Source organism: Sporosarcina trichiuri, from assembly GCF_030406775.1.
GTDB lineage: Bacteria > Bacillota > Bacilli > Bacillales_A > Planococcaceae > Sporosarcina > Sporosarcina trichiuri.
Genome location: NZ_CP129119.1, coordinates 1323455 through 1337311 on the forward strand (window position 1 = coordinate 1323455; position 13857 = coordinate 1337311).

17 protein-coding genes are annotated in these 13857 nt (G+C 52.5%); all 17 read right to left on the reverse strand.

Translation table 11 applies throughout. The annotated features are described in order from the left end of the window. Window positions 1-10: 10 nt before the first annotated feature. The 17 genes from fliY to flgB all read right to left on the reverse strand — a co-directional run bounded on the left by fliY (window position 11) and on the right by flgB (window position 13539). A complete protein-coding gene (fliY, locus tag QWT68_RS07015; protein WP_290150461.1) occupies window positions 11-1234 on the reverse strand; it encodes a flagellar motor switch phosphatase FliY in 1224 nt (407 codons plus the stop codon). After that, window positions 1227-2228: a flagellar motor switch protein FliM gene (gene fliM / locus QWT68_RS07020; RefSeq protein ID WP_290150302.1), complete on the reverse strand. Its 1002-nt coding sequence runs from the start codon at window positions 2226-2228 to the stop codon at window positions 1227-1229. The genes fliY and fliM overlap by 8 nt, the downstream gene beginning before the upstream one ends. 34 nt (window positions 2229-2262) lie before the next feature. Next, on the reverse strand, window positions 2263-2691 hold the full coding sequence (fliL, locus tag QWT68_RS07025; RefSeq protein WP_040286856.1) for a flagellar basal body-associated protein FliL: 429 nt from the start codon (window positions 2689-2691) through the stop codon (window positions 2263-2265). Next, window positions 2681-2902 carry a flagellar FlbD family protein gene (locus tag QWT68_RS07030; RefSeq protein ID WP_040286857.1) on the reverse strand — a complete coding sequence of 74 codons (222 nt, stop codon included), beginning with the start codon at window positions 2900-2902 and terminating at the stop codon, window positions 2681-2683. Before QWT68_RS07030 ends, fliL begins: the two co-directional genes overlap by 11 nt. Window positions 2903-3029: 127 nt before the next feature. Beyond that, window positions 3030-3938, reverse strand: a complete 909-nt coding sequence (gene flgG / locus QWT68_RS07035; protein WP_290150303.1) for a flagellar basal body rod protein FlgG — start codon at window positions 3936-3938, stop codon at window positions 3030-3032. 97 nt (window positions 3939-4035) lie between these two features. Continuing rightward, window positions 4036-4410, reverse strand: a complete 375-nt coding sequence (locus QWT68_RS07040; RefSeq protein WP_290150305.1) for a TIGR02530 family flagellar biosynthesis protein — start codon at window positions 4408-4410, stop codon at window positions 4036-4038. Between the two features lie 21 nt (window positions 4411-4431). Then, on the reverse strand, window positions 4432-5079 hold the full coding sequence (gene flgD / locus QWT68_RS07045) for a flagellar hook assembly protein FlgD (RefSeq protein WP_290150307.1): 648 nt from the start codon (window positions 5077-5079) through the stop codon (window positions 4432-4434). Window positions 5080-5083: 4 nt separating this feature from the next. Continuing rightward, on the reverse strand, window positions 5084-6460 hold the full coding sequence (locus tag QWT68_RS07050; protein ID WP_290150308.1) for a flagellar hook-length control protein FliK: 1377 nt from the start codon (window positions 6458-6460) through the stop codon (window positions 5084-5086). A 45-nt stretch (window positions 6461-6505) separates the two neighbouring features. After that, entirely contained in the window at window positions 6506-7111 is a 606-nt protein-coding gene (locus QWT68_RS07055; RefSeq protein WP_290150309.1) for a MotE family protein, read from the reverse strand. A gap of 4 nt (window positions 7112-7115) precedes the next feature. Further along, window positions 7116-7568 (reverse strand): flagellar export protein FliJ, encoded by a 453-nt coding sequence (fliJ, locus tag QWT68_RS07060; RefSeq protein ID WP_040286861.1) that lies wholly within the window; start codon window positions 7566-7568, stop codon window positions 7116-7118. Beyond that, the gene (gene fliI / locus QWT68_RS07065) at window positions 7565-8896 is read right to left on the reverse strand and encodes a flagellar protein export ATPase FliI (RefSeq protein WP_290150310.1); all 1332 of its coding nucleotides are present in this window, start codon (window positions 8894-8896) and stop codon (window positions 7565-7567) included. Before fliI ends, fliJ begins: the two co-directional genes overlap by 4 nt. A gap of 2 nt (window positions 8897-8898) precedes the next feature. After that, entirely contained in the window at window positions 8899-9675 is a 777-nt protein-coding gene (gene fliH / locus QWT68_RS07070) for a flagellar assembly protein FliH (protein WP_290150311.1), read from the reverse strand. Next, window positions 9668-10681: a flagellar motor switch protein FliG gene (gene fliG / locus QWT68_RS07075; protein ID WP_040286863.1), complete on the reverse strand. Its 1014-nt coding sequence runs from the start codon at window positions 10679-10681 to the stop codon at window positions 9668-9670. The genes fliH and fliG overlap by 8 nt, the downstream gene beginning before the upstream one ends. Before the next feature lie 13 nt (window positions 10682-10694). After that, window positions 10695-12293: a flagellar basal-body MS-ring/collar protein FliF gene (gene fliF, locus QWT68_RS07080; protein ID WP_290150312.1), complete on the reverse strand. Its 1599-nt coding sequence runs from the start codon at window positions 12291-12293 to the stop codon at window positions 10695-10697. A gap of 62 nt (window positions 12294-12355) precedes the next feature. Beyond that, on the reverse strand, window positions 12356-12658 hold the full coding sequence (gene fliE, locus QWT68_RS07085; RefSeq protein ID WP_431312216.1) for a flagellar hook-basal body complex protein FliE: 303 nt from the start codon (window positions 12656-12658) through the stop codon (window positions 12356-12358). Between the two features lie 24 nt (window positions 12659-12682). Beyond that, the gene (gene flgC / locus QWT68_RS07090; RefSeq protein WP_290150313.1) at window positions 12683-13144 is read right to left on the reverse strand and encodes a flagellar basal body rod protein FlgC; all 462 of its coding nucleotides are present in this window, start codon (window positions 13142-13144) and stop codon (window positions 12683-12685) included. Window positions 13145-13146: 2 nt separating this feature from the next. After that, the gene (gene flgB / locus QWT68_RS07095) at window positions 13147-13539 is read right to left on the reverse strand and encodes a flagellar basal body rod protein FlgB (RefSeq protein ID WP_290150314.1); all 393 of its coding nucleotides are present in this window, start codon (window positions 13537-13539) and stop codon (window positions 13147-13149) included. Window positions 13540-13857: the final 318 nt, after the last annotated feature.

Here is a 13857-nt window from a genome sequence, read left to right on the forward strand (position 1 = left end):
CCTCCAAGTTTTAGCGTAAATTGTTTAACCGTTCTGTCTGGCTCAGTATATCAGTGATCCGGACACCGAAGTTCTCGTCGATGACGACGACTTCCCCTTTGGCGATCCTCCGGTTGTTGACGAGGATATCGACTGGTTCCCCTGCCAGCTTGTCGAGTTCGATAATGGAGCCGCTCGACATTTCAAGGATCTCTTTGACCGACCGCTGCGTCCGGCCGAGTTCGACGGTCACGCGGAGCGGGATATCCAGCAGGAGGTTCAGGTTCGAAGCCTCCGACTGGGAAAGCGAAGGTGCGTCAAAACTTGCAAACTGCGCCTGCTGCACATCGAGCTGCTGATGTGCCTGCTGACGCGGAGGCAGCTGCTGCTGCGGTTCGGCGTAAGCCGGCTGTGACGTCTGCTGCTGTGAATGATCATACTGGGGCTGGACCGGCTGCTGGTAGGAAGGTTCCTGGCGCGGCGGCTCCTGCGCAGGTGCTGCCTGCTCTTGCGGTCTCATCCGTTCAGGTTCCGCGACTGTCGGTGCCGCTTCAGCTGCCGGGTCGCCGACGAGTGCAGCGACAAGCTCCTTGCCAAGGTCCAGCGGGAATAGCTGCATGATGTTCGAATCGATCAGTTCGCCGACTTTCAAGTTAAATGACACCCGGATCAGCAGATTGGTGTTCGGGATGCTGTCCGTGCCTTCATCCGCCTGGACATCAAGAAGCTCGATCGTCGGAGGCGAGATGTCGACTTTCTTGTTGAATACGGTCGACATACTTGTCGCCGCAGACCCCATCATCTGATTCATCGCTTCCTGTACAGCGCTCAGATGGATTTCACCGAGACTTTCATCCGGCGACAGGCCGTCCCCGCCGAGCATGAGATCCGCAATGATCGCAGCGTCACTCTGTTTGATGACGAGCAGGTTCGTACCGCTCAGACCGGCTGTATATTCGACGCCTACCGCAACGTACGGATGGACAAACTCCGTATCGAGATCGTTGCGATCGATGACCGAGATGGTCGGTGTTGTAATTTCGACTTTCTGGCCAAGCAGCCCGGATAACGCGGTTGCGGAACTTCCGAAAGAGATATTGCCGATCTCCCCGAGAGCATCCTGTTCCATATCGTCCAGGTAGTCCTCCGTACGGATTTCCTGCTGGCCGCCGTTCTCCGCCTCGCCTCCCGTGTCGATGGATTCGCCGCGCAGGAGGGCTTCGATCTCTTCCTGTGAAAGGATATTATCACTCATCATCTTCGTCATCCCCTCCAATCAGGGTATCTAGTATTTGGACAGCCATCCGGTTGCGCAGATGGCCGGGCTGTGCTGTAAATTTCGGAACACCGCTCACTTCGATCGTCAGCGGGTCGTCATATGCGGTATCGAGCTGGATGACATCCCCCTGCTGGAGATACAACAGGTCCTCGACGGTCATCGTGCCCTCCCCCAAGTTTGCAACAACGGGAAGGCTCGCTTTCCTGATCCGCTTCTCGAGGACGACACTCTGTTCGGGTGTCGGTTCCTTCTTGTTCGTCTGCATCCAGTACTGGACCGACAAATTCGGGACGATCGGCTCGAGGACGACATGCGGGATGCAGATGTTGATCATCCCGCTCGACTCGCCGATGACAATGTTGAATGAAATGACGACGACCGTCTCGTTCGGCGAAATCATCTGCAGAAACTGCGGATTCACTTCCATTTCAGCCAGATACGGATCGATGTCCGCGATATTAGCCCATGCTTCCCGCAAATTGTCGAATGACCGTTCAAAGAGCGAGGTGAGGATCTTCGTCTCGATTTCCGTCATATTGTCGATTTTGCCGGAGCTTTCCCCGTATCCGCCCATCAGCCGCTCGAGCATGGAATAGGCGACGTTCGGGTTCACTTCCATGATGATGTTGCCTTCAAGGGGCGGAACTTCGAATATATTGAGAAGGGTCATGTTCGGGATTGAGCGGATGAATTCCTCAAAAGGAATCTGGTCGACCGACGCAACGTTGATCTGGATATACGTCCGGAGCTTCGCCGAGAAGTACGTTGTCAGCAGCCGGGCGAAGTTCTCATGGATCCGCGTCAGACTGCGGATCTGGTCTTTCGAGAACCTGAGCGCCCGTTTGAAATCATACACTTTCACTTTCTTCGTTTCGTCCTCTTTCTTCATTTCGTCCGCGGTCATTTCACCTGTGGAAATGGCGGACAGCAGTGCATCAATCTCATTTTGCGATAAGATATCTCCCGACATGGGGCCACCTCCTTGTGCCGCTCAAGCGTAAGCGTTATTGGATGATATAGGATGTTATATAGACTTTCTCGATCTTGCCCTCTTTCATGAGAGGATTGAGCTGCGCCTTGATGGCGTCTTCGAATTTCTGCTTGCCGGCTTTGCCTTCGAAATCTTTTGCTGTCATTTCAGACAGTTCCTGGATGACGAGGTTGTTGACCTGGAAGTCACGTTTCGTCAGTTCTTCGGCTGCTTTCTTGTTCTCCGTCTGGATCTTCAGCGAGATCCGGATGAACTGCCGGCCGCTCAGGTTCGTCGTGATTTCGGGTACGTCGACGGAAGCCTCGATGATCTCATCGATCGATGGCTCTTTCGGCGCGGCGTCCCCTTTGTTGAACTGGAGGACCAGGATCAGGCCGACCACACCGACGAGGGTGATGGACACCAGGATGATCAGGGAGACGGTCAGGACTTTATTCTTCATCTTCTTCACCTCGCAAGTGGGGATTCGACAGCAGCTGGACGGTGCGGTAGAACTCGGTGATCCGGGTGTTGACCGTCTCGAGGGAGTCCAGTACGACATAGGTCGTGCCCGTCGTCAGTGTGATTTTCGTATCCGGCATGGATTCGACTTTTTCTATGTAGAGCGCATTCAGATGGAACGGCGCTCCGTTCAGGCGTGTCACTTCTATCATATGTAAAGGGCCGGGCATAAGAGCCGGCCCGACCCTCCTTTGGCAAATGAAATATGTCTTATCCTGCTAAAAACCGTTGTCCTGCGCTGAAGGCACGACAGCCAGCGTTTTAGAAACTCAGAGCTGGTTATCGTTTCAGGTTGACGAGCTCCTGGAGGATTTCGTCGGATGTTGTGATGATCCGCGTGTTCGCCTGGAATCCGCGCTGCGCGACGATCATTTCTGTGAATTCCTCGGAAAGGTCGACGTTGGACATTTCCAGGGAGCCGGATTTGACTACTCCTACTCCATTTGCCCCGCCGGTCGATAGGTTTGGTACTCCTGAGTTGGAACTCTCAATGAAGTAATTATTACCTGATTTTGTTAGACCACCAGGATTGGAGAATTTAGCCATGACTAGTTGTCCTGCATACTTTAGTTTACCTTCCGCGTCTACAAAAGTAATCTTTCCGTCGTTTCCTATGGACATAGATTGAGCGTCGTTAGGGATTGTGATTGGAGCTGCGAGAGTTGCACCTGTACTAACAGACAATTCGCCTGATGTCGAATTTTTACTAATAGTGGGAGACCCCTCAGCGTCTGGGTATACACCACCTGTAACAGTAGCTTTGGCGCCAGCTAAGTATTTGCCGTTGCCATCTACTAAAGCTCCATTTTTATCCAAATAAAAGTTTCCAGCCCGTGTGAAAGTTTGATTTGTTTTTATTCCTGTATCCTGGTCGACGACCATAAAGAACCCATCACCTTCAATTGCCAAGTCAAGTGTTTGTCCTGTGAACTGAGTAGACCCTGGAGAATGGAGTGTGTCAATAGCAGCAAGCTGAGAACCCAACCCAACCTGTTTAGGGTTTACACCGCCACGTGTCGTGGTAGATCCAGAAGCCCCCGAAACAGTTTGTGAGTAAAGATCACTGAAGATTGTACGGCCCTTCTTGAACCCATAAGTATTCACGTTAGAAATGTTATTACCGATGACGTCGAGTTTGGTCTGGAAGTTTTTGAGTCCTGAGATTCCTGCGTACATTGAGCGTAACATATTATGTTTTCCCCTCTCGGATTGTAGAATGCATCTGCCTCTGTCGGTCGGCAGTGCGGCGGCATCCCCGCTTCTGGAGGTCCTGCCGTTTTGCTGCTTAGCTGAGTACGATTGTGCCGTCGATGTTTGTGAACAGCTGGTCTTTTGCTTCCGTGCGGTCCATCGCTGTGATGACTGTGGAGTTTTTGGCGCTGACAATCAGTGCGGCCTGGTCCATCAGTACGAGGGAGTCGCGAATTCCTTTCGCTTTCGCCTCGTTCACTTTGTCCGTGACGCGTGCCCATTCTGCATCTGTGATGACGATATTGCGTTCTGACAGCCGGGCGGTCGCATGTTTGCTGACTTTCAGCGGAGCCGGTGCCAGGGCACTGTTCAGCTGTGCGGCGAATGACGTTGCCGGTGTCGGTTTTGTCGGTTGTCCGGGTCTTAGCGGCGGATGCGATTGGAGGCGCTGGATATTGAGTGGTTCCATGTCGCTGCTCCGTTCTGTCTGTTATTTGCTGATTGCTGTGAATCGGCTGCCTTCGATTTTGTCCCCGTTGTCCAGGATGTACATCAGTCTTCCATCTTTGTTCGAAACGGAATTCACGGTGCCTGTTTTCTCGGCTTCGCCGTCCGTATAGGTGACGGTCTTGCCGATGAGCATGCTCGCTTCGACGAGGCTGTTCGTGCTGACACTTCCTGTGAGTACTTCCGATATGTTGCCCGGCGAGAGTTCCTGTCCGTCTTTCATCGTGAACACGACTGAGCCGTTGACGTATTTGATGGAAGCGATCGTCCCTGTGCCTTCTGTGATGACCGGGTTGCCTTCTTTGTCAGGCTCCTCAGCCACTTTGTGCCATTTGATTTCTTTTCCGACGAAAGAGTTGTATTGGATCATTTGGCTCTGGTTCGTCGTCTCTGCGAACTTCTCGAACGCTTTCGCAAGGTTCATCGTCTGCTCGAGTGATGAAAATTGTGCCATCTGTGCGATGAATTCGTTATCTTTCATCGGGTTGGTCGGGTCCTGGTTCTGCAGCTGGGCGATGAGCAGTTTCATGAAGTCATCTTTGCCGAGTGTGCCTTGTCCTGTTTTCCGTTCATCCCTCTGCTTGTTGATGAGGTACATCGATTCCGTGATCGGGCGCTGTCCGTCCACCATTAGTTCATCCCTCCAAATCGATTAGGAACTCCTGGAACGTCTGCTGATCCTCCGGTTCGGATTCCCGCTGTTCCGGCTGTTCCTGTTCTCCCTTGAACTGCTGCTGGGAGAACTGCTGGCTGCGGTCATTCCGCGATGGGTCCTGCACCGCCTGGGTGACGTCGATCCGATCCACTTGGACATTCTGCTGGCTGAGTGACTGGCGCAGCTGGTGCAGCTGACTGTCGAGCATCTCCTTGCCGAGCGCCGTGGACGCGAGGATCCTTGCGGTCATGACACCGTTCACTTGGACGAGTTCGATCCGCACTTGTCCGAGATGCTCCGGATAAAGTTTCACGAGCAGCCGGTTCGTGCCGCCGAGCTGGCCGAAATTCGTCTGTTTGAACAGGCTCTGCAATTTCGAGAGCAGTGCTTCTGCCTGGCCTGCGGGCTTCTGTTCAGGTGTTTCCAGACTGAAAACGTTCTTGGATACTATCGGCTGTACTGTCGAATTTTGAAGAAGCGATGCATGATTTTGTTCGCTTTTCTTGTCGGAATTCGTTTCATTGTCACTTGTCTGGGAAACTGCTGCCAGGGCCTGTACAATTGTTTTCGGCTGTTCAGCATTCGCTTTCCCGCTCAGTTCTTCAGACTGAACCGCCTGAGCGTGATGCGAGGCGCTATTTACTGTTCTGAGCAGCATACCGAAGTCCGGGTTCTTTACAGAAGTTTGCGACTCTGTTGTCTGTTCAGCGGCCAATGCAAGCTTTCCTGCGAGTTCCTTCAATTCGGTCAGGTTTTCCTGCTGCCAGCCCAATAGATCCTTGGATGGGAGAACAGTTGACAATGTTTTCAGCAGCACTGAAGCCTTTACTGCCTGCTGTGGTGATGTTTCACCGTTTTTGCTCGAAATCATTTCCTGCAGTTTGCCCGCGAGTTCCGGTGCATGCTCTGCAGCCGCATTGATGAGCGGCCAAATATCATCCGAGAATGCGATTTCCGCCAGCTGCTCTTTGGAGACTCCAGCGTCTTCCAGCATAGGGCTAAGCGTCTCGAAAACCTCCTGCATATCCATACCGAGAAGATCTGCCCAGTCGGACAGTTTCGATGAGCCTTTGACCTGCTCCAGGCCTTCGAGCAGCTCATCCGCAGGAATGCCTGTCATCCCGCTGAGCGATTCTGCGAGACTGCCAATATCTTCGGAACCGAGGACGGCTGCCGCATCAGATACCGCTTTGTTTTGTTCCATATCGGCATCAACGGCACCAGATGGAATAGAAGTCTGTGTCATACCAGCCAGGACAGCTCCGAAGAACCCACCGGTTTTCGCGCTTGGAGCGGACTTTCCGCCAAGCTGACTGCCTGCAGCAGCCGGGACTGCCTGTACTGAACCTGCATTCATGTTTTCACCTCCGAAGTTAAAATCTATTACTTTATGATTATATCATCATTTGGCCAAAAGGGCAGTATATTTCGCTGCATCTTCGGGTGACATTTTTTCCAGCACCGCAGCCAGTGTGTCAGCCTTCATCTGGGACAGTAATTGCAGTGCCTGCGCCTCATCCATTTTGGCGATGACGGCCGCCGATGACTTGGCGGACATTTTTTCATAGGTGGCGACGAGCTGGCCGATCTCTTGCTTCGTCTCATCACTGGACCGTTTCAGAGCGGCGATCTGTGCCTGCAGCTTATCCTGCTCCAGCACCAGCTTCTCATTCTTTTCATCGGACTTCCTAAGATCATCTTGAATGTCCTGCAGCTGCTGTTCTTTCTGTTTCACTTCTTCTTTCAGGGCAGTGATGCGTTCTTCCAGTATCTTTTCATCCTTTTTCTTGGAGGCCTGCTGTTCTTTCTGCTCCAGCAGCGGAATCGAACCTGTCAGATCTTTCGCTTTCTGGACGACATCCACGTCCGCCACTTTTGCGATGATCAGCAGGACAGCAACAGCGAAAATAAGAGGGATGATGAACCACGCAAGCAGCATTTGAATGATGCCGCCGGTTCTGCTCTGTTCTTTATACGGTTCAGTTTGTTTGTCCTTTTTACGTTTCACCGGCTTACCACCCATCTTCGTTATTGCGGAATTTCATCGTGGACAGTTCATCCAGGCGCTGCGCTTCGTCCTGCTCCATTTCCACCTTGTACGCTTCCCGGTCTTTTTCCCGCATCTTTTCGTATTTTTTCACTTCGATCGTCTTTTCCAAAAGTTTCTCTTCGTACCACGTCATCTTGCCTCGTGCCTGGATGACCTGCTGCTGGACGGAGGTGATCTTCGCTTCAAGGCTGTCGATGAATCTTGCGTAGTGATGGATTTCATTGACCGCAAATCCGACAGACATCTTTTCCTGCTGCTGTTCGAGCACAGTCTCTTTCCGTTTAAGCAGGTCATACAGCTCGGTGGCGATCGTCTCGAAATCTTCGATGGACTGCTTGTACGCCGACTCGGTCTCGGTCTTTTCCTGTTCCCGGTAGTTCAGCACTTTCTCGAAGCGGTACTGATAAGGTTTCACGTCTGACCGCCCCCTGGAGCGAGCGCGATGAGCTCTTCGACACTTTCTTCCAGCGTGATGTTATCTTTGTAGCTCTGTTTCAGGAATTGCGTGATCAGCGGCTCATACTCGATCGCCTGATCGATCTCCCGTGACGTGCCTTTCTTATAGGCACCTATATTGATGAGGTCCTCGGATTTATCGTACGTATAATACAGTTCACGGAGTTTTTCAGCCGCTTTCACATGTTCCGGATCGGCGATGTGGTTCATGAGCCGGCTGACGCTTTTCAGGACATTGATGGCCGGATACTGGCCTTTGTTGGCGAGCGTCCGGTCGAGTACGATATGACCGTCCAATATTCCCCGCACGGCGTCTGCAATCGGTTCGTTCATGTCATCCCCATCGACGAGGACGGTGTAGAATGCGGTAATTGCCCCGAATTCGTTCGTGCCGGAACGTTCCAGCAGTTTCGGCAGAATGGCGAACACGGAAGGGGTATAGCCGCGCGTGGCAGGCGGTTCCCCGACAGCCAGGCCGATTTCCCGCTGCGCCATGGCGACACGGGTCACCGAATCCATCATGAGCATGATGTTCATCCCTCTGTTGCGGAAATACTCTGCAATCGCAGTCGCTGTGAATGCCCCTTTGATACGCATGAGGGCCGGTTGGTCGGAAGTTGCTGCAACGACGATCGTCCGGCTGAGTCCTTCCGGCCCAAGATCACGATCGATGAATTCCCGGACTTCCCGTCCCCGCTCTCCGATGAGCGCGATGACGTTGATATCTGCAGTCGTATTCCGTGCGATCATCCCGAGCAGGGTGCTTTTACCGACACCGGAACCGGCGAAGATTCCGACACGCTGTCCAGCGCCGACTGTCAGCATTCCGTCGATCGCCTTGACGCCGACGGAGATCTTGTCGTTGATGGTCGGCCGGGTCAGGACGTTCGGCGGGTTCTGTTCGGTCCTGACAGTTGCCAGTCCTTTCGGCAGCTGTGAGTGGTCTATGGGCTGTCCCATCGGATCGAGCACTTTTCCGATCAGATTCATGCCCACTTTCACTTCGAGCGGCTTGCCCGTGCCTTCCACTAAGCAGCCGCTCGATATGTCGGTGACGTTTGTATACGGCATCAGCATGACGATTTCTTCACGGAATCCGACGACTTCCGCCAGAATTTTCGAATCTGAATCGTCCGTAGGGTTCAAATGGATGACACAGAGGTCGCCAATCGAGCTCTCCGGTCCTTTCGATTCGATCATCAGCCCGACGACACGGACGACACGCCCGTATTTCTTGAACGTTCTCACGCTGGATATCTTTTCAGAAAGTTGTTCAGCTTTTTTCATGATCAGCCCTCGCTTTCCAATAACTCCACAAGGCGCTCCTTCAATTCGTTCAGCTGCTCATCGACACTGACGACGATCCGGCCGTGATTCGTCTCGATATAGCATTCATCGTTGTCGAACTCATCGTTGACGAACAGCAGCATCGGGACATCCGGCGGGAAGATAGATGCCAGTTCCTCCCGGCTGTCGGAAACGAGCTTATAGCAGTCCGGCGACACGTACACTTTGATATCACGCATTTCGCGAACTTCTTTCAATCCCCGTTTGACGATCGACAGGAACAGGTCCGGGTCCTCATCAAGCTGCTGGCCGATGATCCGTTCCGCCGATTTGACGGCGATCTCGAGAATCAGGCGTTCCTGCGATTCCAAGTATGCCTCCCCATTCTGCCGGGCGGTTTCCACTGTCTCATTCGCTTTCCGGATTGTTTCCTGCATGTCCGACATACTTTTCTTCATGCCTTCTTCATAACCGACCTGGAATGCTTCTTCGTAAGCCTTCTGCTGCAGTTCAGCTTTCTCCGCTTCCCATGCAGCACGCATCGCCTCGACATCATCGTGCGCAGTAGCACGGAGCCGCTCCAGATCCGCCTGCTCGATCTGTATGTTCGTCCGCGCCTCGTTCAGCAGCCGGTCCCTTTCCATGATGACGTCCGCCAGGTTCAGCTGCGATGCGGCAGTTTGTGTTTCAGCATGTTCCGTCTGCGGCTGAAGATTCCGGATGCCGATCTTCTTCACACCGGATGGACGGTCCGTCTGAGGTCTGAATATGTTAGACAATCACATCATCCCCTCCGCCGCGTGCGATGATGATCTCTCCTGCATCTTCCAGACGGCGGATCGTACCGACGATCCGTGTCTGGGCTTCTTCCACATCACGCAGACGCACAGGTCCCATGACATCCATTTCCTCTTTGAACGATTCCGCCATCCGGGACGACATGTTCTTGAACAGGATATCCTTGACTTCTTCGCTGGACACTTTCATGGACAGGATGAGATCTTCGTTTTCACAATCGCGGATGACGCGCTGGATGGAACGGTTGTCGAGTGTGATGATATCTTCGAAGACGAACATCCGTTTCTTGATCTCTTCGGCGAGTTCAGGGTCCTGGATTTCAAGCGCATCGAGGATCGTCTTCTCCGTGGACCGGTCGACACCGTTCAGCACTTCGACGACAGCATCCACACCGCCGGTATCCGTGTAGTCCTGTGTCACGGTCGATGAAAGTTTCCGCTCGAGGACCGCTTCGATCTCGCTGATCACTTCCGGCGATGTCGAATCCATCGTGGCAATCCGTTTCGCGATATCCGCCTGGACTTCCTGCGGCAGTGATGAGAGGATCATCCCTGCCTGCTCCGGCTCCAGGTAAGACAGAATGAGCGCGATTGTCTGAGGGTGCTCATTCTGGATGAAGTTCAGGATCTGGCTAGGTTCCGTGCGCCGTGCGAAATCGAACGGACGAACTTGCAGCGAGGAGGTCAGCCGGTTGATGACTGCCTGCGCGTGTTCCTTCCCGAGAGCTTTTTCCAGCACGGTCTTCGCATACCCGATGCCGCCCTGTGAAATATAGTCCTGGGCAAGCGCGATATTGTGGAATTCCTCGATGATCTCCTCCTTGACGGAGGACTCGACTTTGCGCACACCCGAGATTTCCAGTGTCAGCCGCTCGATCTCCTCTTCCGACAAGTGTTTATAGATGGAAGCGGACACTTCAGGACCAAGGGATATCAAAAGAAGGGCCGCCTTCTGTTTTCCGGACATGTCTTTATCTTTTTTCACCATGACTGACCTCTCCTTAGTCCTCTGCTATCCATGTACGGAGCAGCTTCGCAAATTCTTCCGGTTTTTCTTTCGCCATCTTTTCAAGCTGTTTTCTGCGCATCGTCGCTTCGGTCTCCACTTCGTCGTTGATATCGCTCACTTCGATGGCCTGGAGCTGTTCTTCCAGCGCACGGGCCTCCTCTTCGGCAAGCTCCGCGTCCCTGCGTCGTTTGCGCATGAACAGGACGATGAGGACGACAATCACGACAACGAGCAGACCGCCGATCACATACACCCACCAAGGGATGACAGTTTCTTTTTCAGCGAAGTCCGCATGCTTGCCCCGGATCGGCTGGATGGAAACCGCAATTTTTTCACCAAGCTGTTCCTCAGTCAATTCACCGGCGGACACTTTGTCGATCGATGTCCGGACGATGGTTTCCAGTATCCGCTCGATATCCTGCTGGACACCCGGGTCAAGTGAGCCCGGATCATCCGCAACAGGAGGTTCCACCATTACCTGAAGTCCGATGTCCCGTATCTTATATGGACTTTCAACGATGTCTTTCCGGATCCGGTTCACTTCGTTGTTGATCGTCTCTTCAATACGTTCATAATCGCCATTGGCCGTCGTGCCTTCCACGACGGTCGTCCGGTTGTCGGTAGGATCTTCACCTTCCGGAACGCCTCCCGGCACCGCGCCGTCGCCGGTGAAGGTTTCGGTGATGCGCTGAACACTGAGGGCGATGCCTTCCATGCTCTCTTCATCGACTGGCGTAACAAGGTTTTCTTCCCGCTTCTCCTGCATGAAGTCGATGTCCGTTGTCACCGAGACGACCACTTTGTCCTGTCCCATCATCGAACCGAGCATCATCTGGACCTGCCGCTGCAAATCGCGTTCGATCGATTTCTTGATGGATATCTGATCCGCAACGTTTGAACCGAATTGGTTCTTCTCATGATTCAGGTCATAGTATTCGAAATACTGGTTCATGACTACGATATCTTCCGGAGCAAGGTTCGGGATGCTTTTTGAGATAAGGTTATAAAGTCCGTTGATCTGCGCATCCGTGAACTGCTGGCCCGGCTCTGTCTTCAAAACGACAGATGCTGTCGCGGCCTGTGTATCTTCGTTGACGAAGACTCCCTGGGTCGGCAGCGTGATCATCACTTTGGCGTCTTTCACACCTTCGATACCAGTGATCAGCTTAGCAAGCTCGTTCTGCATGGTTGCAAGCTTGATCATATTAAATTCATTGTCGGTCGTTCCGAACCCGGCGTTTTCCGAGAAAAACGAATAATCGATTCTCCCTGAGTCCGCCAGCCCCTGTGATTCGATTGCGACGAGCATATCATCCACGCGCTCTTCGGGCACGAGTATCGATGTACCGCCTGGCGCTATCCGGTTCGGCACCGCCTGGGCATCCAATTCCTCTTTGATGCGTCCTATATCGGAACGGGACAGATCCTTATACAGCGGCACGTATGTTGTGCGCGACAGGAAGAACGTCAGCAGGGCGGCACCGATGATGATGGCCGCCGCTGTACTGATGTACAGGATTTTCTGGTTTTTGGTCCGGTTTGACCAGAACGTTTTCATATCAGTTATGATCTTTGCAAATCTATCTTTCATTCTGATCCTCCGGTCGGCAGGCGTTCTCCGTACTGCTTAACTGGAACAACGCTTTAGTTTAGTTACACAGGCATCCTCATGATTTCCTGGTAGGCTTCGACCACTTTGTTGCGCACTTCCATTGTTGCGCTCAGTGCAATCGAAGCTTTCTGTGCAGTGATCATGACATTGTGCAGGTCGACGTCCTCGCCCCTGACCAATTTCTCGGTCATCATATCGGACTGGACTTGTGCACTGTTCACCTCTTGGATTGCATCTTTCAGATAGGCACCGAACTTCTGCTGCGATTCGAATGTTGTCGGTGCCGCTTTTGCCTGGGCCGGCATCATTGCCGGACCCATGGACATGATCGAATGGATTGCCATATGGTCTCACCCTGCTTCCTGCTGTTATTTTCCGATTTCCAGTGCTTTCATGAGCATCGCCTTGTTCGAATTCAAGACGGTGATATTCGCTTCATAGGAACGCGTCGCGGACATCATATCGATCGTCTCGCGGAGCGGATCCACATTCGGCATGGACACATACCCGTTCGCATCCGCGTCGGGATGGGACGGATCGAATACTTGTTTGAAAGGCGTCTCGGTATCTTCAACAATCTTCGAGACGGCGACACCACTGCCGATGGCACCTCTGTCACGCGTTCCCATGGCGATGTTAAGGAAGTTCGAGAACTGGCCCTCCCTCGGCTGGAGTGAGACGGATTTCCGGGCGTATGGCTGCCACTCACCGTCAACCAGCTTGCCGCGTGTCGTATCGATATTCGCCATGTTCGATGAAATGACATCCATCCGCAGGCGCTGGGCAGTGAGTGCAGAAGCTGTCGTATTGAGTCCGTGAAAAATCGACATGATCAGCGGCCTCCTTTAATGACAGTGTTCAGTGAATTGAATTTGCTGCCCATCCGGTCGACGAGCGCATTGTAATAGATCTGGTTGGCTGCAAGATCCGCCTGTTCCTTATCCATGTCCACGCCGTTTCCATTCTGGTTGAACCGGAAATTCGCATAGGTGCGGACCGGTGAACCGTCAGAAGATGGAGAGAACGGCAGATGCCGCTTGTCTGTGCGATAAGCTTCCAGCTGCGCTGTCTTCGCTTCGTTCAGGTAACTTTTGAAATTGACAGTTTTCGCCTTATAATTCGGTGTGTCGGCATTCGCCACGTTCTGAGCGATCGCTTTCGACCTGTCCGCCGAGAAATTCAGCCCTTTCTCGAGTAAAGAGACAGTACCTCCATAGAGTTCCATTCGGCTTCCTCCTTCAATGGCAATTAAGAAATATATTAAATTCGACATAATCTAGCAGAAGTCAACATTTACATCCCATTGTATCGGATTATGGACTAATTTGTCTAGGCTATTCCGATACAATCCAAAGGACTTTTCTATACTTCTTCACATATTCCCTATAATTTTCAGAACGAAAACAGGTCATTTGGTACATGACTTTCTATAAACTATTATTACTAGGTATTCAAAACCTTACTGACTGCAATGAATTGAAGTGATTGTATTTACTAGGTTTCCAAAACAGAAAAAGAGCGGACAGCTGCATTCGCTGTCCGC

Bases quoted from the DNA above. Each gene is read 5' to 3' on its own strand.
- fliY (WP_290150461.1), bottom strand. From the start codon at position 1,234: ATGAGTGATAATATCCTTTCACAGGAAGAGATCGAAGCCCTCCTGCGC.
- fliM (WP_290150302.1), bottom strand. From the start codon at position 2,228: ATGTCGGGAGATATCTTATCGCAAAATGAGATTGATGCACTGCTGTCC.
- fliL (WP_040286856.1), bottom strand. From the start codon at position 2,691: ATGAAGAATAAAGTCCTGACCGTCTCCCTGATCATCCTGGTGTCCATC.
- QWT68_RS07030 (WP_040286857.1), bottom strand. From the start codon at position 2,902: ATGATAGAAGTGACACGCCTGAACGGAGCGCCGTTCCATCTGAATGCG.
- flgG (WP_290150303.1), bottom strand. From the start codon at position 3,938: ATGTTACGCTCAATGTACGCAGGAATCTCAGGACTCAAAAACTTCCAG.
- QWT68_RS07040 (WP_290150305.1), bottom strand. From the start codon at position 4,410: ATGGAACCACTCAATATCCAGCGCCTCCAATCGCATCCGCCGCTAAGA.
- flgD (WP_290150307.1), bottom strand. From the start codon at position 5,079: ATGGTGGACGGACAGCGCCCGATCACGGAATCGATGTACCTCATCAAC.
- QWT68_RS07050 (WP_290150308.1), bottom strand. From the start codon at position 6,460: ATGAATGCAGGTTCAGTACAGGCAGTCCCGGCTGCTGCAGGCAGTCAG.
- fliI (WP_290150310.1), bottom strand. From the start codon at position 8,896: ATGAAAAAAGCTGAACAACTTTCTGAAAAGATATCCAGCGTGAGAACG.
- fliG (WP_040286863.1), bottom strand. From the start codon at position 10,681: ATGGTGAAAAAAGATAAAGACATGTCCGGAAAACAGAAGGCGGCCCTT.
- fliF (WP_290150312.1), bottom strand. From the start codon at position 12,293: ATGAAAGATAGATTTGCAAAGATCATAACTGATATGAAAACGTTCTGG.
- fliE (WP_431312216.1), bottom strand. From the start codon at position 12,658: ATGGCAATCCATTCGATCATGTCCATGGGTCCGGCAATGATGCCGGCC.
- flgC (WP_290150313.1), bottom strand. From the start codon at position 13,144: ATGTCGATTTTTCACGGACTCAATACGACAGCTTCTGCACTCACTGCC.
- flgB (WP_290150314.1), bottom strand. From the start codon at position 13,539: ATGGAACTCTATGGAGGTACTGTCTCTTTACTCGAGAAAGGGCTGAAT.